Source organism: Rhodobacter maris (assembly GCF_900217815.1).
Taxonomy (GTDB): Bacteria; Pseudomonadota; Alphaproteobacteria; order Rhodobacterales; family Rhodobacteraceae; genus Rhodobacter; species Rhodobacter maris.
Window position 1 is genome coordinate 129,776 of sequence record NZ_OBMT01000001.1, and the last position, 18,323, is coordinate 148,098.

Annotated in this window: 14 protein-coding genes; 7 read left to right on the forward strand and 7 right to left on the reverse strand. The window is 64.9% G+C overall.

The annotated features are described in order from the left end of the window. The first annotated feature begins 3 nt into the window (after positions 1 to 3). Positions 4 to 1,167: an alpha-hydroxy acid oxidase gene (locus CRO22_RS00655; protein ID WP_097068184.1), complete on the forward strand. Its 1,164-nt coding sequence runs from the start codon at positions 4 to 6 to the stop codon at positions 1,165 to 1,167. Here the strand turns inward: CRO22_RS00655 and CRO22_RS00660 are convergent. The 3 genes from CRO22_RS00660 to CRO22_RS00670 form a co-directional block, all read right to left on the reverse strand. Beyond that, positions 1,158 to 2,324 carry an MFS transporter gene (locus CRO22_RS00660; RefSeq protein ID WP_097068185.1) on the reverse strand — a complete coding sequence of 389 codons (1,167 nt, stop codon included), beginning with the start codon at positions 2,322 to 2,324 and terminating at the stop codon, positions 1,158 to 1,160. The genes CRO22_RS00655 and CRO22_RS00660 overlap by 10 nt on opposite strands. A gap of 206 nt (positions 2,325 to 2,530) precedes the next feature. Continuing rightward, a complete protein-coding gene (gene preA, locus CRO22_RS00665) occupies positions 2,531 to 3,850 on the reverse strand; it encodes an NAD-dependent dihydropyrimidine dehydrogenase subunit PreA (protein WP_097068186.1) in 1,320 nt (439 codons plus the stop codon). A 1-nt stretch (position 3,851) separates the two neighbouring features. Then, positions 3,852 to 5,183, reverse strand: coding sequence for an NAD(P)-dependent oxidoreductase (locus CRO22_RS00670; protein WP_097068187.1), 1,332 nt, complete (start codon positions 5,181 to 5,183; stop codon positions 3,852 to 3,854). An 811-nt stretch (positions 5,184 to 5,994) separates the two neighbouring features. On the opposite strand from CRO22_RS00670, the gene CRO22_RS00675 reads away from it, so the two are divergent. From CRO22_RS00675 to CRO22_RS00690, 4 genes are all read left to right on the forward strand, one after another. Continuing rightward, the gene (locus tag CRO22_RS00675) at positions 5,995 to 6,144 is read left to right on the forward strand and encodes a light-harvesting protein (RefSeq protein ID WP_097068188.1); all 150 of its coding nucleotides are present in this window, start codon (positions 5,995 to 5,997) and stop codon (positions 6,142 to 6,144) included. A 20-nt stretch (positions 6,145 to 6,164) separates the two neighbouring features. Beyond that, on the forward strand, positions 6,165 to 6,344 hold the full coding sequence (locus tag CRO22_RS00680; RefSeq protein ID WP_097068189.1) for a light-harvesting protein: 180 nt from the start codon (positions 6,165 to 6,167) through the stop codon (positions 6,342 to 6,344). 88 nt (positions 6,345 to 6,432) lie between these two features. Further along, positions 6,433 to 7,815 carry a PucC family protein gene (locus CRO22_RS00685; protein WP_097068190.1) on the forward strand — a complete coding sequence of 461 codons (1,383 nt, stop codon included), beginning with the start codon at positions 6,433 to 6,435 and terminating at the stop codon, positions 7,813 to 7,815. A 65-nt stretch (positions 7,816 to 7,880) separates the two neighbouring features. Further along, positions 7,881 to 8,582, forward strand: a complete 702-nt coding sequence (locus CRO22_RS00690; protein ID WP_097068191.1) for a hypothetical protein — start codon at positions 7,881 to 7,883, stop codon at positions 8,580 to 8,582. Positions 8,583 to 8,905: 323 nt separating this feature from the next. On the opposite strand, the gene CRO22_RS00695 is transcribed toward CRO22_RS00690, so the two are convergent. Then, a complete protein-coding gene (locus CRO22_RS00695; RefSeq protein WP_245860839.1) occupies positions 8,906 to 10,840 on the reverse strand; it encodes a methyl-accepting chemotaxis protein in 1,935 nt (644 codons plus the stop codon). 420 nt (positions 10,841 to 11,260) lie between these two features. Between CRO22_RS00695 and CRO22_RS00700 the strand changes: the two genes are divergently transcribed. Then, entirely contained in the window at positions 11,261 to 11,482 is a 222-nt protein-coding gene (locus tag CRO22_RS00700; protein WP_097068193.1) for a hypothetical protein, read from the forward strand. Between the two features lie 7 nt (positions 11,483 to 11,489). On the opposite strand, the gene CRO22_RS00705 is transcribed toward CRO22_RS00700, so the two are convergent. From CRO22_RS00705 to CRO22_RS00715, 3 genes are all read right to left on the reverse strand, one after another. After that, positions 11,490 to 12,107: a class I SAM-dependent methyltransferase gene (locus CRO22_RS00705; RefSeq protein ID WP_097068194.1), complete on the reverse strand. Its 618-nt coding sequence runs from the start codon at positions 12,105 to 12,107 to the stop codon at positions 11,490 to 11,492. A 624-nt stretch (positions 12,108 to 12,731) separates the two neighbouring features. Further along, positions 12,732 to 14,699: a putative bifunctional diguanylate cyclase/phosphodiesterase gene (locus CRO22_RS00710; RefSeq protein ID WP_245860840.1), complete on the reverse strand. Its 1,968-nt coding sequence runs from the start codon at positions 14,697 to 14,699 to the stop codon at positions 12,732 to 12,734. A gap of 126 nt (positions 14,700 to 14,825) precedes the next feature. Then, entirely contained in the window at positions 14,826 to 16,487 is a 1,662-nt protein-coding gene (locus CRO22_RS00715; RefSeq protein ID WP_097068195.1) for an NAD+ synthase, read from the reverse strand. A 149-nt stretch (positions 16,488 to 16,636) separates the two neighbouring features. On the opposite strand from CRO22_RS00715, the gene CRO22_RS00720 reads away from it, so the two are divergent. Beyond that, positions 16,637 to 18,100 carry an MORN repeat-containing protein gene (locus CRO22_RS00720; RefSeq protein WP_097068196.1) on the forward strand — a complete coding sequence of 488 codons (1,464 nt, stop codon included), beginning with the start codon at positions 16,637 to 16,639 and terminating at the stop codon, positions 18,098 to 18,100. Positions 18,101 to 18,323: the final 223 nt, after the last annotated feature.

An 18,323-nucleotide genomic window follows, 5' to 3' on the forward strand; every position in this document is an offset into this window, starting at 1 on the left:
GCTATGACTGTCATTACCTGCATCGACGATCTGAAGGCATTGCACCGCAAGCGCACGCCAAAGATGTTCTTTGATTATTGCGAAAGCGGCTCTTACACCGAGCAGACTTTCCGCGAGAACGTGTCCGATTTCGCACAGATCCGGCTGCGCCAGAAAGTGGCCGTCGACATGTCGGGCCGCTCGACGGCCTCCACCATGGCCGGACAGCCGGTGACGATGCCGCTCGCGCTTTCCCCGGTGGGTCTTCTGGGCATGCAGCGCGCCGATGGCGAGATCAAGGCGGCGCGAGCGGCAGCAAAGTTCGGCGTGCCTTTCACGCTTTCCACCATGTCGATCTGTTCGATCGAGGATGTGGCCGCCCATTCGCCCGCGCCGTTCTGGTTTCAGCTTTACGTCATGCGCGACGAAGACTTCGTCGACGCGATCCTTGCGCGGGCCAAACGCGCGGGCTGCTCGGCGCTGGTGCTGACGCTCGATCTGCAAATTCTCGGCCAGCGCCACAAGGATCTGAAAAACGGCCTCTCCGCGCCGCCCAAGCTCACGCCGCGCAACCTTTTGAACATGGCGACAAAGACCCGATGGGGTCTTGAGATGCTCGGCACCAAGCGGCGCTTTTTTGGCAATATCGTTGGCCATGCCAAGGGCGTGACCGATGCCTCCTCGCTTTTCAGCTGGACCGCGGAGCAGTTCGACCCCTGCCTCGATTGGTCAAAGATCGCCCGCATCCGTGACCAATGGGGCGGCAAGTTCATCCTCAAGGGCGTGCTCGATGCCGAGGATGCCCGCGCGGCCGCCGATTTCGGCGCCGATGCGATCATCGTCTCGAACCATGGCGGGCGCCAGCTCGATGGAGCGCTCTCTTCGATCCGCATGCTGCCCGAGATCCTCAAGGCAGTGGACGGCAAGACGGAGGTCTGGCTCGACTCCGGCATCCGCTCGGGCCAGGACATTCTCAAGGCGCTGGCGCTCGGGGCCAAGGGGGCCATGGCCGGGCGGGCCTATGTTTACGGGCTGGGCGCGATGGGCGAGGCCGGCGTGACCCGTGCGCTCGAAGTGATGCAAAAGGAACTCGACATCTCGATGGCGCTGTGCGGCGAGAAGCGGGTGCAGGATCTGAGCCGCGACAATCTTTTGATCCCGAACGGGTTCTTCGATACTTATGCCTGAGCGAGACGGCACCGGGGCACCCGCAGCAAGGCGGCGAGCCCCGGCCCGATCATCGCAAGCACCAGCGCGAGCGACAGGAAGATCCCGCGCAGGCCGATCCCTTCGGCGAGTGCCCCCATCGCAACGGGGCCAATGAAAAAGCCCGAGAACCCGATCATCCAGGCGCGCGAGAGTGCGCGCGCGCGTTCGGCCCGGGTCACGCGCTGGCACAGCAGCGCATTGGTCGAGGGCACGGCCACCGCGGCACCGATGCCGATCAGCCCAAGGCCGAGCACAGCCAGCGGCAGGCTTTGCGCGAGGGCCGCGAGCACTGCGCCAAGCACACCGAGGGCCGCCGAAAACGCTACGAGCCGCGCCTCGCCGAGCCGGCTGGCGAGCATCTGACCGCCCAGTCGGAACAGGCCCATCACGAGCCCGAACACCGCAGGCCCGAGCGCCCCGGCCCCCAAGGCCGCCCCCAACCCGCGCTCAAGATAGAGGGCCGACCATGTCTCGGTGGTGTTTTCGGTGACAAAGGCCGCAAACAGGATCACCGCCGCAGGCAGCACCACCCGCCAAGGTGCGCCCACGCGCGCGCCCGGCGCCTCTTGCACCGCAGGCATCGGCGCGGCGCTCCCGGCGCGCAGCCTCCAGGCGAGCGCAAGAAGCCCCAGCGCCAAAAGCGGTTGCACCGTTTCGGGCGCGCCCCCGGCACTGCGCCACCCCCCCACCAGCAGCGCCGCGCCGCCAAGCCCGAAGGAGAAAAGCGCGTGATTGCCGTTCATCAACGGCAGGCCGGTGTCGTGCTCCGCCTCGGAAATCTCGACATTGGCGGCGATATCGAGCGCCGACATCGCCGCCCCCATGACGAAAAGCGCCAGCGCCAGCGTCGCGGCGGAGCCGATGGCAAGCGGTGCCAGCGCGGCGAGCGCCAGCGCGACGGCGAGCACCGAAAGCGCCCGCGCCCCGAGCCGCGCCGTGATCCGCGCTACCAGCGCCATCGCCACCACGCCCCCAAGCGCGGAGGCAAGGAGCATCGCGCCGAAGAGCCCATCCTCCACACCCGCGCGCAGTTTGTAATCCGGGATAAAGGCCGCGAAGGCGCCCCAGAAGGTGCCGAGCCCAAAAAGCGCGGGCCCGGTCCTTCGGCTCGCCCGCATCACCGCATCAATCCCCATGGCCCCGGCCTCCGACACCCCGTTCCCCCTGCGCTAGCACGGGGGGAGGTGCTGTACCATGACAGCCCAAACCGCCCTTCGGCAGGCTTTCGCCGGGGCTGACATCAATGCGTGAACATGTTGCGCTGTCGTCGTTCAGGAGCCAGCGGGGGGTGCGGGGGGCGGCAGCCCCCCGCCGGGTCGCCGCGCTTGGCGCGGCGAAACCCTTATTCTGCCGGTTCCCGCGCGCAGGCTGCCGCCGAACCGGAGGGGTTGTTCGGATGCTCGGTCCAGTTCAGAGGCGTGCCGACCGGGCGCCCGGTGCGCGGATCCAGCGTGCCCACGGGCAATTCCTGCATCGAGATGCAGCCCGTCGGGCAGACATCGACACAGAGATTGCAGGCGACACACTCCTCATCCTTCACCGTCACCGTGCGGTCAGCGGCCATGGCGATCGCTTGGTGCGAGGTATCTTCGCAGACCACATGGCAGCGACCGCATTTGATGCAGTCTTCCTGTTTGATCACCGCCTTGGTGGTGTAGTTGAGGTTCAGATATTGCCAGTCGGTCACCTTCGGCACCGCAAGGCCGACAAGTTCAGACGTCGCGGTGAAGCCCTTTTGATCCATGAAGGCGCTCAGCCCCGCGATCATCTCCTCGACGATGCGGAAGCCATAGGTCATCACCGCGGTGCAGACCTGCACATTCGAGGCGCCGAGCGCCATGAACTCGGCGGCATCGCGCCAGGTGGTCACGCCGCCGATGCCGGAGATCGGCAGCTTGCGGGTTTCCGCGTTGCGGGCAATTTCGGCCACCATGTTGAGCGCGATCGGTTTGACCGCGGGGCCGCAATAGCCGCCATGCGTGCCCATGCCGTCAATCGTCGGCTCGGGGGCAAAAAGGTCGAGATCGACCGAGGTGATCGAATTGATCGTGTTGATTAGGCTCACCGCATCGGCGCCGCCACGTTGCGCCGCCTCGGCGGGCTTGCGAATATCGGTGATATTCGGCGTCAACTTGACGATGCAGGGCATGCGCGAATGGGTCTTCACCCAGCGCGTGACCATTTCGATATATTCGGGCACCTGCCCCACCGCCGCGCCCATGCCGCGCTCGGCCATGCCATGCGGGCAGCCGAAATTGAGCTCCACCCCGTCCGCGCCGGTGTTCTCGACCTCGCGCAGGATGAACTTCCAGCTCTCCTCATCGCAGGGCACCATGAGGGAGACGACCAGCGCCCGGTCCGGGTAGTCGCGCTTCACCGTCTTGATCTCGCGCAGGTTCACCTCAAGCGGGCGGTCGGTGATCAACTCGATGTTGTTGAGCCCCAGAAGCGTGCGGTCCGGCCCGTAGATCGCGCCGTAGCGCGGCCCCGATACGTTGACGACGGGCGGGCCATCCATGCCCAAGGTCTTCCAGACCACCCCGCCCCAGCCCGCCTCATAAGCGCGGCGCACATTATATTCCTTGTCGGTCGGCGGCGCCGAGGCGAGCCAGAACGGATTGGGCGACTTGATGCCGATGAATTCGGAAGAAAGGTTCGCCATCTCAGGCCCCCATCAGAAAAGCGTGGATGTCTTCGGCGGCGTCGCGGCCCTGCGCCGATGCCGTCACGGTCAGATCTTCGCCGCCGGAGGCGCAATCGCCCCCCGCCCAGACCTTGGCAAGGCCGGTGCGGCCTGTCGCATCAATCGCGATCTTGCCGCCGGTGATCGTGAGCCCCTCGGGCACCGGGCCGAGCGTCTGGCCGATGGCGGTGAAGACCTGATCGGCCTTGAGCCGCAACGTGTCCTCAAGCAACGTCATGGTGCCGTCGCGGGTTGCGGTGCGAGCAAACTCAACCTCAAACCCCACCTCATCCTTGCGGATCGCCACCGGCGTCGCATTGGGCACGATCCGCACGCCATGGGTCTGCGCATGGTCTTGCTCATGGAGCGAGGCGGGCATCTCGGGTTGCGAGCGGCGGTAAACGATGGTCGAGGTCTCGGCGCCAAGGAGTTTCGCCTGCACCGCGGCATCCACCGCCGTCATGCCGCCGCCAATCACCACGACCCGCCGCCCGATCGGCAACGTCGCCAGATCCTCGCTTTGGCGCAGATGGGCGATGAAATCGGTGGCGGGGGTCGCATGTTCCGCGCCGGGGATCGTCAGCGCATTCACCCCCGCGAGCCCCATGCCAAGGAACACGGCATCATGGTCTTCGAGCAGATCGGCGAGCGTGCCATTGCGGCCAAGCGCCCAGTTCTCAAGAAGAGTGATGCCGCCGATCTGCAAAAGCCAAGCCACTTCCTTTGCCGCAAAGCCGCCCGGTGCCTTGTAGGCCGCAATCCCATATTCATTGAGCCCGCCCGGTTTCAGCCGCGCATCATAAAGAGTGACCTCGTGCCCCTTCATCGCGAGGCGATGCGCGCAGGCAAGCCCGGCAGGGCCCGCCCCCACCACCGCGATCGAAAAATCGGTGCGTTCGGCGCGGGAGAACGGATGGACGCCCGCCGCCTGCAGCCTGTCGGTCGCATGGCGCTGCAAAAGGCCGATCTCCACCGGTTTGCCCTCGGCCACCTCGCGCACGCAGGCGCCTTCGCAAAGGGTTTCGGTCGGGCAGACGCGGGCGCAGAGGCCGCCAAAGATGTTTTGCGACAGGATCGTCACCGCCGCCGCCTCGGGCTGGCCGGTCGCGATCTGGCGGATGAAGAGCGGCACGTCGATCCCCGAGGGGCAGGCCGTTGTGCAAGGCGCGTCGTAACAGAAGTAGCATCGGTCCGCCGCAACGCGCGCCGCGTGATCGGTCAGGGGTGGCGCGGTATCGGCGAAGGCATGGCAATAGTCTTCCGCCGGAAGACGCCCGGGCATGATCCCGGGCTGGAACTGGCTTGTGGTCACGGCTGGACCCTCCCTGGCTGTTGTTTGACCAACGCTGCCACGGATCAAAATTTTATCAATGGGTAAAATTCAGGGCGAGAGGCAGAAGCGCCCTCAGGGTGAAGTAATTCTCGGCATCTGCTGATTTTGTGTGCGGCTCTCCCCGTGTCCGGCGAGGAGAGCCGCGAGATTCTGTCACCTGGGCGCATCTTTGGAGGATTCGGTGACTGAATCGGCTTTCAAAGCTGACGACAGCTTATGATCGCGAGGTGGGGACGCTCTTATGGGCTTTCAACCCCCCGGCTCGAAGTTTTTTGAACGCGACAATTCGACCCAGAATTTCTGCGCCCGCAAAGCGCGCTTTTCGTCCCTGGTGCCCGCCGGAAGCGATCAAGCTGCGACAGCACAACGCAGAAAAATGTATATCTGACGTTACACTTCTGCTGGCCGAGGGAAACCCTTCCGGTGCTGGCACTCTGCCGGAACGGCTGCTGCGCAGCGAAACAGCCTTGCTTCATTGACGAAACCCGCGAGTCAGCGCGTCTGCAGCGATGCGCCATCGAAGCGACTGCGCAGCCGTCAAGATCTATAAAACATAGGTTTGAAAGGCTTCATTTAACACCTCCGGAGAACGCCTGCACATGCCGAATTTGCCGCAGTGTCAGCCACACTTTACACTTGAACTGACCCCCCTCCCGATCCCATAGTGCCCCTACGATGCCACGTCAGTCCGGATGTGGTAGCGGGGAGGCAAAAGCTGAGGCTCGCATCGCAAGGTGCGAAGACTTGGGAAAGCCTTCGAGAGATCCCAGTTTTTTGGAGGATTCGGGACATGACTGACGACAAAGCTGGGCCGAGCGGCCTGACGCTGAAAGAAGCTGAAGAAATCCACAGCTATCTGATCGATGGCACCCGTGTGTTCGGGGCGATGGCGCTCGTTGCGCACATCCTCTCGGCGATCGCCACGCCGTGGCTCGGCTAATCGGGTAGAGGAGTTATACCATGAACAACGCCAAAGTTTGGACCGTCGTTAAACCCTCGACCGGTATCCCGCTGTTCCTCGGCGCCGTGGCCGTGACCGCCCTCGTGCTGCACGCCGGCCTGATGGCCAACACCGACTGGTTCTCGGCCTACTGGAACGGTAAGCCGATGGCCGCCCCGACCGTGGTCGTGGCCCAATAATCTGTCTGGGCCCACCGGTGCAAACCGGTGGGCCCATTCCGTCCGGGGCCCCCGCCCCTAATACCCCTCTCTACTTCGGGCGGCACCCATGGGCTACCGTGACTTCGCTCTGAAAAATCTGGCGCGTTTCGGTCCCAGGTATCTCCCTTTTGCCGATGTGGCTACGGAAGAGGTTCCTCTTTCCCGCCTTCTCCGGCTGTCTCTCTTTCAAGTCACCGTGGGCATGACGCTGGTGCTGCTGGCCGGCACGCTCAACCGGGTGATGATTGTCGAACTCGGCGTGCATGCCTCGGTCGTCTCGATCATGCTGGCGATGCCGCTGCTGTTTGCGCCCTTCCGCACGCTGATCGGCTTCAAGTCCGACACCCACAAATCCGCCCTCGGTCTGCGGCGGGTGCCGTGGATCTGGAAAGGCACGATCTACCAGTTCGGCGGCTTCGCGATCATGCCCTTCGCGCTTCTGGTGCTCTCGGGTTTTGGCGAATCCTATGATGCGCCGCGCTGGATCGGCATCTCCGCCGCGGCGCTCGCCTTCCTGCTGGTCGGCGCGGGCGCTCACATCGTGCAGACCGCGGGGCTCGCCCTCGCCACCGACCTCGTCGAGGAAGAAGACCATCCGAAAGTTGTGGGGCTTATGTATGTGATGCTGCTCTTCGGCAGCGTCGCCGCCGCGCTGATCTACGGCTTCCTGCTCGCAAATTACACGCCGGGTCGTTTGATTCAGGTGATTCAGGGCACGGCGCTCGTTTCTGCAACGCTCAACATGGTCGCGCTCTGGCGGCAGGAAACCTTCAGCCGCGAGCGGGCCCGCGAGATGGAAGCCGCCGTGCATCCGAGCTTTCGGCAAGCGTTCAACGAGCTGATGGCGCGCCGTGGCATGTTGCCGCTCCTCTCGGTGATCGCGCTCGGAACCTTCGCCTATGGCATGGCCGACGTGCTCCTTGAACCCTATGGCGGGCAGGCGCTCGGGCTCACCGTGGGCGAGACGACGAAGCTTTCCGCGCTCTTCGCCTTTGGCACGCTGACCGGATTCGGTCTGGCGTCGCGCGTGCTCGGCAACGGCATGAAACCGATGCGACTCGGTCTGATCGGGGCGATTCTCGGCGTGCCAGGCTTTGCCGCGATCATCTATTCTTCGCTTCTGCCGCTGTTCGCGCTGTTCGTGATCGGCACTTACGTCGTGGGATTCGGCATCGGTCTTTTTGGCCACGCCACCCTCACCGCAACGATGCGCGCCGCCCCTGCGGACCGGATCGGCCTTGCGCTCGGCGCCTGGGGCGCGGTGCAGGCCACGGCTGCCGGGCTTGGCGTCGCCCTTGCCGGTGTGGTGCGCGACGGGCTGGTGGCGATGCCCGGTATCTTCGGCGCCGGTGTGGCGGCGCCCTACAATATGGTTTTTGCCATCGAAGCCTTTCTGCTGCTCATCGCGATCGTCTTTGCCGTGCCGTTAGCGCTGAGCCGTGACAAGTGACCGCGGAGCGCTTTTGCGCGACGAGGTTTAGACTTTTGGAATGCCCTTGAACCCGAGGAGGACGCATGACGACGGCAATTACCCGGCTTTATGCCGATGCAGATACGGCGGGCGACATCGCACGCCAACTCACGCGAGAAGGGATCAAACCCGGCGCGGTCACGGTCGTCACGGCTGACGGTCGTAAACGTGCCGCCCTTGTCGAAGCACTCAAAACCGCCGGCGTGCACGAAAGTGCCGTTGCCGGTTATGCAGAGCGGCTCGCTGGCGGTGCCGCCGCGCTCGTCGCGAAAGTCAGCCACAAGCCGCTTGGCGCGGCGAAACTCGTGCGTACCATCGCCGCTCGCGCGGATGCTGTTGCGCTTGAAAACGTCACTGAAGAGTTCACCTGCGAGGAAAAGACCAAAATGACCACCGACAACATCATGAAAGACCATCGGCACATCTTCCTGAACGCGCCCGTGAAAGCGGAACCGGCGGGCGAGTTCTCGGCTCGCTTCGGCTGGCCGCTGCTGCAAGACACGCCGCGCAAGAAGAACGTCTATGAAGGCGACAACTTCATGTCCGCCAGCTTCTGGCCGACGCCGCTCGTGAAAGACACGCCGCGCAAAGACAACCTCTGCCCGCGTGATGCAGCGCCGAAATCGGCCGCGTTCTGGAAAGCGCCGCTGCTCAAAGACAGCCCGCGTCAATCGAACGTGATCCCGGGCGACTTCCTGCCGTTCTCGCAAACGTTCGGCTTTGCGACGATCTCGCGTCGTCCCTGACAAGATCTTGCGGTTGCGGGCGGCCTGACCGCCCGCACCTCTTCGGGTTGGCGCCCGCTCTTCCACCCTTCCCGCGGGAAGGGGCCGAAGAGCGGGCGTTTCCTTGTGCGCCGCCCGGCCTTCCAGTCAGGTTCTCCCTGGCAACCCGTTCTCGGGCAAGTGGTTCCGGGCCACTCGCCCCGCACCGGACGCCCTGCCCTCCTGCGGTCCTTCCGGCTGGGACAGATGCAAACGCCGCGCGAGATTGCGCGGCGTTGCGGCAGAAGATCCGGTTGCACGCTCGGGGCGGCGGGTTCCTTGCCCCGCCCCGGCGGCAGTGCACATCAGGAGGCGTAACGCATCCCCTCGGCATCGGCCTGCGCATCGGCCCCGATGCGGAACACGCCGCTGAGCGATTTGAGCGTGCGCGCCTCGGCCAGCAGGCCCTGGGTCGCGGCCGAGTTTTCCTCGAACATCGCGGCATTGTGCTGGGTCACCTGATCGAGCTGGTTCACCGCGGCGGTCACTTCGGAGATGCCCGCATTCTGCTCGGTCGCGGCGCTGCTGATATTGCTCAGCAATTCGTCAAGCTCGGTCACCAGTTTGTCGATCTGGCCCAGCGCGGTATCGGAGCGCGCGGCAAGCTGCACCCCCGAATGCACCTGACGCGAAGAGGTCTCGATCAGCTCGGCGATTTCCTTGGCCGCTTCCGACGAGCGCTGCGCCAGCGCCCGCACCTCGGAGGCAACCACCGCGAAGCCGCGCCCGGTCTCGCCCGCCCGCGCCGCCTCGACGCCGGCGTTGAGCGCCAGAAGGTTGGTCTGGAAAGCGATATCGTCGATCACGGAGGTGATGCGCGAGATCTGCTCGGAACTGCGCGCAATGTCGTTCATCGCCGCCGCCGTCTCGCGCACCACGCCCAGTCCGGTCGCGGTGGTTTCGCGCGTCCGGGTCACGGCTTGCGCCGCCGTCCGCGCGCCGCTCACCGATTGCTCCACCGAGGACGCCATCTCGTTCATCGCCGCGGCCGTCTCCTCAAGCGAGGCAGCCTGGGTCTCGGTGCGTCGGCCCAATTCGGCCGAGGCGATCGAGAGCTGACCCGCACCTTCCTCGACCGCATTGGTGGTCTGCACGATCGAGGCAATCAGATTGGCCATCTTACCCATGGCAGCGTTGAAGTTGTTGCGCAGCTCGGCATAGGCAGGCGGGAAGGCCGCCTCGATTCGCGCCGTCAGATCGCCTTCCGACATCGCCCGCAGACCATCGGCCAGCGCGGTCACGATCAGCGACTGCTCCTTGAGTTGCTGCTCGCGCTCCGCGGCCAGATTCGCCTCGTGCTCGGCCCGTTCCGCAGACCGGCGGGCTTCTTCTCGCGCCTTTTCCTCGGCCGCCTCGGCTTCGCGCCGTTGCAACTCGGCATCGCGGATGCGGGCTTCCTCTTCGGCACGCGCCAGTTCTTCGGCCTGAGCACGCTGCCGCGCTTCCAGAGCGTTCTTCTGCTCCAGCGATTCGCGGAAATGCTCCAGCGCACGCGCCATGTCGCCGACTTCGCTGCCATTCTTCTGGCAGGGCACGGGGCTCGCGGTATCGCCATCGGTCATCGCATCCATGCGGGCATGGACCTGCGCGAAGGGCTTCGTCACCGAACGCGCCAACACCGTGGCGATCCCGAGCAGGGCAAGCAAGGCCACGCCCATCGCCGTCATCGAGATCGTGCGCAACGCACTGAGCGCCGCCTCGATGTCAGAGACATAGGAGCCGGTACCGACGATCCATCCCCAAGGCTTGTACTCCGCCACATAACCGATCTTGGCCTCCGCCACGTCGCTGTCGGGCTTGCGGAAATAATAGTCCAGATGGCCGCGACCGGCGTCTTTCACGATCTGGAGCATCTCGACGAAGATCTTGGTGCCATAGGCATCTTCGTAATCGAGCTGGGCTTTGCCGACCCAGTTCGGCATCGTCGGATGCACAAGCATCACCCCCGATGTATCGAAGGCGTAGAAGTAACCCGTCTTGTCGAATTTCAGACCGGTCAGACGTTTTGCGCCCTCGGTGCGAGCTTCTTCGGCGGTTATCGTCCCGGCATCAACCTCGGCCTGCAACTCGGCCAGAACACTGATCGCGGTATCGGTAACGTCGCTCAGATGCTGTTCGCGCATTTCGAAAGCGTTGTTCGAGGCGAAATTCAGCAGGGTTTCGGACAGGATGACGAGGGCAAGCGCGGCGACAGCCACGATGCCATAAATTCGGGCGGATATTCCAGTGAGACGAGACAAGAGGAACCTATCGGGCTTGTGGATGGGAAGGGACCAGGCACGAGTACGAGAACAAGAAAACCAGATGAAAGCCGGTCGATCGACGCCCAGAATTGCAGCAAATCGTCAAGAAGTGCTTTCTATCGAGAATAATTCTCAATGCGGCCAAGAACAGATCGCAGACGCGGCTAACGGAATGTTACCATCGCGCCTGCGCCGCGGCGGGGCGCCGCAGCGCCCGGCCAGCCCACCGCCCGGCATTGACTTTGCGCCTCATCCGGCGATGGTGGCGCTGCGGTCGGCGCGAGGCGGGCCGCCGCCCCGCGGTTGGTCCGCGGCGCGTCCGGGGCGTGCGGAGGCCTGCGCGTTCCGCTCAAGGCCCGGTTGCCGGGTGCACAAGCGCCAATCCGTCGCGCGACGGGGCGCAGGAGAGGATTTGCGATGGCGAGCTTCGATCATCCGATGTTCAAACCGCTTTGGGTGCGCATTGCGCTCGTAGCTTTCTGCTTCCTCTGGGCGGCGGTCGAAGTGTTCACGACAAAAAGCTTCGTCTGGGCCGCGATCTTCGCCGCGGCGGGCGGCTATGCCGGCTATCATCTGCTTTACAAATACACCGCCCCCGGAGCGAAAAACGCCCCGAAAGACGGCGGCGACGCGGCCTGAGCCGGCCTCAATCCGTGCGACGCGCGACAATGAAGCGGCTTTGGCGATGCTTGCCGAAATGGCGCTCGCCGGCAATGGTGAAGCCCGCATCGGTGATCATTGCGCGCAGCTCGGTGGCCCGGATCTGCCGGATGGGCGGCATGTAGCCCCGCGCCCGCAGGAGCGGAAAGATCATCCGCATCAGCGGGTTGAAATCGCGCAGGCACCAGGTTTTCGAGATCAGGAGCCCTCCAGGCACAAGCTGGCGGCGCAGCACCGCCAGCGTTGCGGGCGCATCGGGGACCAGATGCAAGATGTGGAAGGCGCAGATCGCATCGAACGGCGCCTCTGCATGGAGCGTTTCGGCCCCGGCCTGCGCGAAGCGCACTCCTTCGGGCGCGGCCTTGGCCTGTGCGATACGCACCATCTCGGCCGAGAGATCGGTGGCGAGCCAACGTCCCACCGTGCCGCCCAGCCGCACCGCGGTTGAGCCGGTGCCGCAACCGATCTCAAGCACCCGGTCACCGGGCTGCAACCAGCCGCCGACCTCGACCAGCATCTCGTCATAGGCCGCCGGATCCTTCAGCGGGCGCGCCGCGTAGCGCTCCGCCACCCGATCCCAGAACTCTCCTTGATCCTTGCCCATTCGTGCCCCTCCGCTCTTGCGCCCGCGCCCCATCTGCGCGACCGGCCGCGACCCTAGCCTTGCGCCGCGACGCGGCAAAGCCCCGATCCGCCTCCGGGACGATCTGGCGCGGCGGAAGGCGGAGCGTGCAACCACAGATTGCTCATCAACAGACTTGATCGCGGGGGAGTTTTCGGAGAAGATTGTGCACCCTATTATGAAGTCTTTCGCACGATGACTATTTTCCTTGCTCAAGCGCTTTCTGCCCGCCCAACTCCGGCCATAGTCGCGGGAGATTATAACGCGATTCCGGCACTATGGGCCGTCTCACGGGCAGTCAATCGGGCATCCGGCCCGAATTCTGCAGGAAATTTGCGCAAGGCGCATCGGACGAAAAGACCACACCGGCGCGGCTGCTCCCTCACGGGCGCGGCCCTGGAGATCCTGTTTTGCGAGGCAGTTTGAGTATGAGTGCCCCGCGCCGTCCCGTCACCCCGGTGGCGACTGCCTCCCCGCAGGCAGGGTGGAAGCCTCGCCCACGGACGGCGCACCCATTTTGCGAACGCTGCCACCCGCAAGCGGGGCAGCCGCATGGTGTGCTCAGGCCGGTTCCGGCTTAGGGCGCAGCGCGGCTCTCAACGCGGCTCAACTTGCAGCGCGGTTCTGGGCTTCCAAAAAGGCGGCGAAACTGTCGGCGCTGATCGGGCGCGACCACAGATACCCCTGCCCCGCATCGACACCGAGTTCGAGCAGGATCTGCCGTTGCGCCTCGGTCTCGACCCCCTCGGCCACCGAGCGGATGCCGAGCCCGCGCGCAATCTCGACAATGGCGGCGACGATGGCGCGGTCGTCGCGGCGGTATTCGAGCCCCGACACGAAGCTGCGGTCGATCTTGATTTCGGCCACCGGGATCTTTTTCAAATGTGCAAGCGCGGCATGGCCGGTGCCGAAATCGTCGAGAGAGAGGTCATAGCCGCGTTCGTCGAGTGCATCGAGCAGGCGGCTCACCATATCGGTGCCACGCCCGATCAGGCAGCCCTCGGTGATCTCGAGCAGCAGATCCTTGCCGGAAATGCCGCGATCCTCGAACATATGGATCGTCTCCATCAGCAGTTCGGGCGATTTGATGTCGTCAGGATGAAGGTTGAGCGCAATCTTGCCCGGGGTGAGCCCCGCGGCGCGCCAGTCGAGAATATGGCCCGCGACCGCTTCGGCGATATGGCGCGAGAGGGCGGGCAGCATGCCGCGTTCGGCCGCGATCGACAGGAAATGATCGGGCGGCACTTTCTCGCCGTCCTGCATCTTCCAGCGCACCAGCGCTTCCGCCCCCATCGGCATGCCGTCGCGCAGGCAGATTTTTGGTTGGTACTGCACGTAAAGGAGGTTGTCTTTCAACGCCTCGCGCAACCCGGCCTCGATCTGGTCCTCGGCAATCACCTGCTGGCGCAGATGGTCATCGAATTTCACGCATTGGCCGCGCCCGCTTTCCTTGGCGCGGTTGAGTGCGAGATCGGCCTTCAGGAAAAGCTCCACCGGCTCGGCGGCATCCTCCGGGCAGATCACCGCACCGATCGAGGCACCCGGATGCAATTGCCGCCCGACAAGCCGCGCCGGCCGGTTGAGCGCCTCAAGGAGCCGCCCCGCAACAGCGCGGATCTGGGCTTCATCGCGCGCCTCGCGCAGGATGATGCAGAATTCGTCGCCCCCGATGCGCCCGACCACATCGCCCTCGTGCAGATTGGCGCGCAACCGCCGCGCCACTTCCGCGAGCAGTTCATCACCCACACCATGCCCGAAGAGATCGTTGACGTTTTTGAAGCGATCGAGATCCATCAGGAGCAGCGAGAAGGCGCCCCCCTCGGCGCGCTGCGCCGCAACCGCCTCGGCAAGGCGGGCATTGAAGGCCTTGCGGTTGAGAAGCCCGGTCGTGTCGTCGATATTGGCGAGCAGATAATTTTCGTCGCGGGCGGCGCGCAGCCCCGAGACCGCCTTCGAGAGCGCTTGCACCGAGGCATCGCGTTGCCGCGCCGTCTCTCCCGCGATAAGCGCGAAATAGGCGAGAAACACTCCGAACAGGAGGCAATAGGCCGTCACCGGCCAGGCCTGATCCCAGCCGCCGGTATGGATCGACAGGGCCACGGCAAGCAGGATCGTCAGCATATAGGCAATCGCCGCCGTCAACGCGCGATGCAGCATGAAGACACCGCCCGCCAGCATGCCGATACAGACCACAAGCACCACCAGCGGATCGCCCCCCTCGCGCAGGCCGAACACCTGGAACGGCAGAAGCGCCCAGGGCAGCGCCAGCAGTACGGAGGTGGCGATCAACCGTCGCGCCGCCCGCGGCGACACCCGCGTCACTGTCCGTCTGCGCGCGCGCAAGGACATCCGTGTCAGCCCGATCCCGAGCAGAACCACGGACCCGAACCACAAAAGCAGGAAAATCGGTTCGTGCCGCTCGAAGGCGCCAATCGTGTAGATCAGGGCGTTGAGGGCAGAGATCAGTGCCCCGACCCCGGTGGCCTTGATCACGCTGGCGACATCCTCCGGCGTCGGATGCTTGGTGAGCACCGCGCGAATCGGCGAGAAAAGGGGGCGAAGGATGTTGGGCACGGATCGCGATCTTTGCTGCAGTCCCGCCGGTTCTCGCATGAAAAGGTTTGCGGTCCCTTAGCCCGGACCGGATCACGAGGGGGAGTAATTAGACAAATTCAATGTTTTTCGTACGGCCGCGCGCGCTCAACTCCTGTCGCGCCAGCGGTTCACCATCGGATAGCGCCGGTCGAGCCAGAAGGCCCGGGTGCTCAGCCGTGGCCCGGGCGCAGACTGGAAGCGCTTCCACTCCGAAATGTAGAGCAGATGCTCGACTCGCTTCACCGTGGCGCGTTCGAACCCCGCGGCAACGATTTCGGCAACCGACTGATCCCCCTCGACGAGCCGCTCGAGAATTGCATCGAGCACCTCATAGGGCGGCAGGCTGTCTTGATCCTTCTGGTTATCGCGCAGCTCGGCCGAGGGCGGCTTGTCGATGATGGCCACCGGCACCGCTGCGCCCGCCGGGCCCTTCATCCAGGGCCGATGGTTGGCGTTGCGCCAGCGGCAGGTTTCGAAAACGCGGGTCTTGTAAAGATCTTTCAACGGGTTATAGCCACCCGCCATGTCGCCGTAGATGGTGCAGTAGCCCACCGCCACCTCGGATTTGTTGCCGGTGGTGAGCAACATCGCACCGAACTTGTTCGAGATCGCCATCAGCATCACACCGCGCAGGCGCGACTGGATGTTTTCCTCGGTCACATCCGCTGCCGCGCCGGCAAAGACATGCGCGAGCGCCCCTTCGACGGCGTGGCGGCTCTCCTCGATCATCACGGTGTCGAGCTTGCAACCGAGCGCTCTGGCCGCCGCAGCGGCATCCTCAAGCGAGGCCCGCGAAGTGTAGCGCGAGGGCAGCATCACGCAATGCACGTTCTCCGGGCCAAGCGCGTCGGCGGCAATTGCCGCGACAAGCGCCGAGTCGACCCCGCCCGAGAGCCCGAGCACCGCCTTTTTGAACCCGGATTTGCCGAGATAATCGGCCAAGCCGAGCACCATGGCGTGATAATCCTGCTCAAGATCGCCGGGCTGTGGCACCACCGGCCCGGAGCACGGCTGCCATTCTCCCTGCCGTTTCTCGAAATCGACATGCACGACCGCTTCTTCAAACGCGGGCAACTGCACCACCACCGCACCCTCCCGGTCGAGCACGAAGCTCGCACCGTCGAAGAGCTGGTCATCCTGCCCCCCCAGCATGTTGAGATAGACGAGCGGCAACCCGGTCTCGGCCACGCGGGCGCGGGTGACGGGCAGACGCAAGGCCTCGAGCTTGGCGCGCCGGTAGGGCGAGCCGTTTGGCACGAAAAGCATCTCCGCTCCTGCCGCGGCGAGCGCCTGCGCGACCTCCGGGTGCCAGGCATCCTCGCAGACCGGCAGGCCGATCCGTGCCGCACCGATCACAACCGGTTCCGGAAGCGGCCCCGGGTCGAAGAGCCGCATCTCGTCAAACACATCTTCATGTGGCAGCGCGCGCTTGAGGCGCCGGGCGATCACCCGGCCCTCGGCGAGCAGCCAGTAAGCATTGTAGATGCCCGAAGCATCGGCAAAGGGGCCGCCGATACCGAGCACCGGCCCCTCGCCCAGCCGCGCCGCGAGCGCCGTCATCGCCGTCATCGCGTCGCGCAGGAAAGCGGGCTTGAGCACCAGATCCTGCGTCTGATAGCCGGTGAGGAACATCTCGGGCAGCATCACCAGATCCACCCGGGCAGCGCGCCCCGCCTCCCAGGCAGCAAAGGCCTTCTCGGCATTTTCATCGAGCGCGCCGAGGGTGGCATTGAGCTGGGCAAGCGTCAGGCGGAAACGGTCGGTCATGGGCACCCTGCGATGGTTTCTTTCCATGTAGCTCCGCTGCGGCGCGGAGAAAAGCCTTCGCCCCGGGAAATGCGCGCGTCCTGCCCCGCTTGTCTCCGCCCCGCGTGCGGACTAGGCTGGGGGCTCAGGGATCGACACGGGAAACGGGCATGGGGACGGCACGTCACATCGGGCTGGCATTGGCGCTGGCGCTTACCGCCGCACCGGCCGCGGCGGAGCAGGTGCTGACCAAGCAATATGAAGACGGCGGCATCTACGAGGGCACGTTCCGGGACGGCAAGCAGGACGGCACGGGCACCTATCGCCTGCCCTCGGGCTACGAATACTCCGGCGACTGGAAGAAGGGCGAGATCGCGGGGCAGGGCCGGGCGAGATTTCCCGACGGATCGATCTACGAGGGCCATTTCACCCGTGGCAAGCCCGACGGGAAAGGAAAGATCACTTTCGCTGACGGCGGCACCTATGAGGGGGATTGGGTCGGAGGGCAGATCACCGGCATCGGCCGCGCCCATTACGCCAATGACACAAGCTACGAAGGCGGCTTCCGCAACGCGCTGCACGACGGCACAGGCGTGCTGAGCGGCCCCGACGGCTACCGTTACGAGGGGGACTGGGTCGCGGGCGAGAAATCGGGCCACGGCACAATCACTTACCCCGACGGAGCGCGCTACGAGGGCGAGATGGCCGCCGGTCAGCGTCACGGCAAGGGCCGTCTCGACCTCGCCTCGGGCGTCACTTATGAGGGCGACTGGGTTGCGGGCCGGATGGAGGGTCAGGGCACGCTCGTCCAGCCCAATGGCGATCGCTACGAGGGCGGGATGCTCGCGGGCAAGCGGTCCGGCCGGGGCAAGGTCACCTATGCCAACGGCGACAGCTACGAGGGCGCTTTTGCCGCTGACAAGCCGAACGGGCGCGGCACGTTCCGCGGTGCCGACGGCTATGTCTATAGCGGCGACTGGGTCGAAGGCCGGATCGAAGGGGAGGGTCGCGCCGAATTCCCCGATGGCTCGGTTTACGAAGGCACGTTCAAGAACGACCTGCCCGAGGGGAAAGGCCGCATCACTTATCCGGATGGCGCCACCTACGAGGGCGACTGGGCGGGGGGCGTGATCGAGGGGCACGGGCGCGCACACTATGCCAACGGGCTCGTCTACGAGGGCGATTTTCTCGCCGCGCGCCAACATGGCAAGGGCAAGATGACCTACCCGGACGGCTACACGTATGAGGGGGACTGGGCGGACGGGCAGCGTCAGGGCAAGGGCACTGCGGTCCATCCCGATGGCACCGTGTATATCGGCAGTTTCGAGGCCGGGCAACGCTCGGGGTTCGGCAAGCTGATGATGCCCGACGGCTTCACCTACGAGGGCAACTGGGTCGATGGCGAGATCGACGGTCCGGGCAAGGCAAGCTATGCCAATGGCGATGTCTACGAAGGTATGTTTGTACGCGGCCGCCGTCAGGGCAAGGGCGTGATGCGCTATGCCTCGGGCGAAGTCGCCGGCGGCGACTGGGAGGAAGACCGCCTCGCCCGCCCCGCCGAGGCACTGCCGCCCCCGCCAGCCGAGACGCCGGGCAGCCCGAACACGACCTCGGCCCCCGCCGCATCTCCCTGACCTCGCCGCCCCCCCGGCGCAACGCGCTCCCCCTTTTTCGCAACTTCCTCTCACCCGGCCAGAGGCGCAAATACCGCCTGATGCATCAAAAACAGAAATCTCGGCACTTTTTTGTGAAACCCTTGGTCGTTCCGACGAACTTCCCATTGCAAGCGGGCTTACGTTAAGGAACGGTCGTTAGCACTTATGGCAATGTTGCAAGATCGATCGCGGGATCGACGCT

What these genes read in the sequence shown, in the direction of transcription:
- CRO22_RS00705 (WP_097068194.1), bottom strand. Translation starts at nt 12,107, where the DNA reads ATGGGCAAGGATCAAGGAGAGTTCTGGGATCGGGTGGCGGAGCGCTAC.
- CRO22_RS00700 (WP_097068193.1), top strand. Translation starts at nt 11,261, where the DNA reads ATGGCGAGCTTCGATCATCCGATGTTCAAACCGCTTTGGGTGCGCATT.
- CRO22_RS00715 (WP_097068195.1), bottom strand. Translation starts at nt 16,487, where the DNA reads ATGACCGACCGTTTCCGCCTGACGCTTGCCCAGCTCAATGCCACCCTC.
- CRO22_RS00690 (WP_097068191.1), top strand. Translation starts at nt 7,881, where the DNA reads ATGACGACGGCAATTACCCGGCTTTATGCCGATGCAGATACGGCGGGC.
- preA (WP_097068186.1), bottom strand. Translation starts at nt 3,850, where the DNA reads ATGGCGAACCTTTCTTCCGAATTCATCGGCATCAAGTCGCCCAATCCG.
- CRO22_RS00660 (WP_097068185.1), bottom strand. Translation starts at nt 2,324, where the DNA reads ATGGGGATTGATGCGGTGATGCGGGCGAGCCGAAGGACCGGGCCCGCG.
- CRO22_RS00680 (WP_097068189.1), top strand. Translation starts at nt 6,165, where the DNA reads ATGAACAACGCCAAAGTTTGGACCGTCGTTAAACCCTCGACCGGTATC.
- CRO22_RS00685 (WP_097068190.1), top strand. Translation starts at nt 6,433, where the DNA reads ATGGGCTACCGTGACTTCGCTCTGAAAAATCTGGCGCGTTTCGGTCCC.
- CRO22_RS00655 (WP_097068184.1), top strand. Translation starts at nt 4, where the DNA reads ATGACTGTCATTACCTGCATCGACGATCTGAAGGCATTGCACCGCAAG.
- CRO22_RS00675 (WP_097068188.1), top strand. Translation starts at nt 5,995, where the DNA reads ATGACTGACGACAAAGCTGGGCCGAGCGGCCTGACGCTGAAAGAAGCT.
- CRO22_RS00720 (WP_097068196.1), top strand. Translation starts at nt 16,637, where the DNA reads ATGGGGACGGCACGTCACATCGGGCTGGCATTGGCGCTGGCGCTTACC.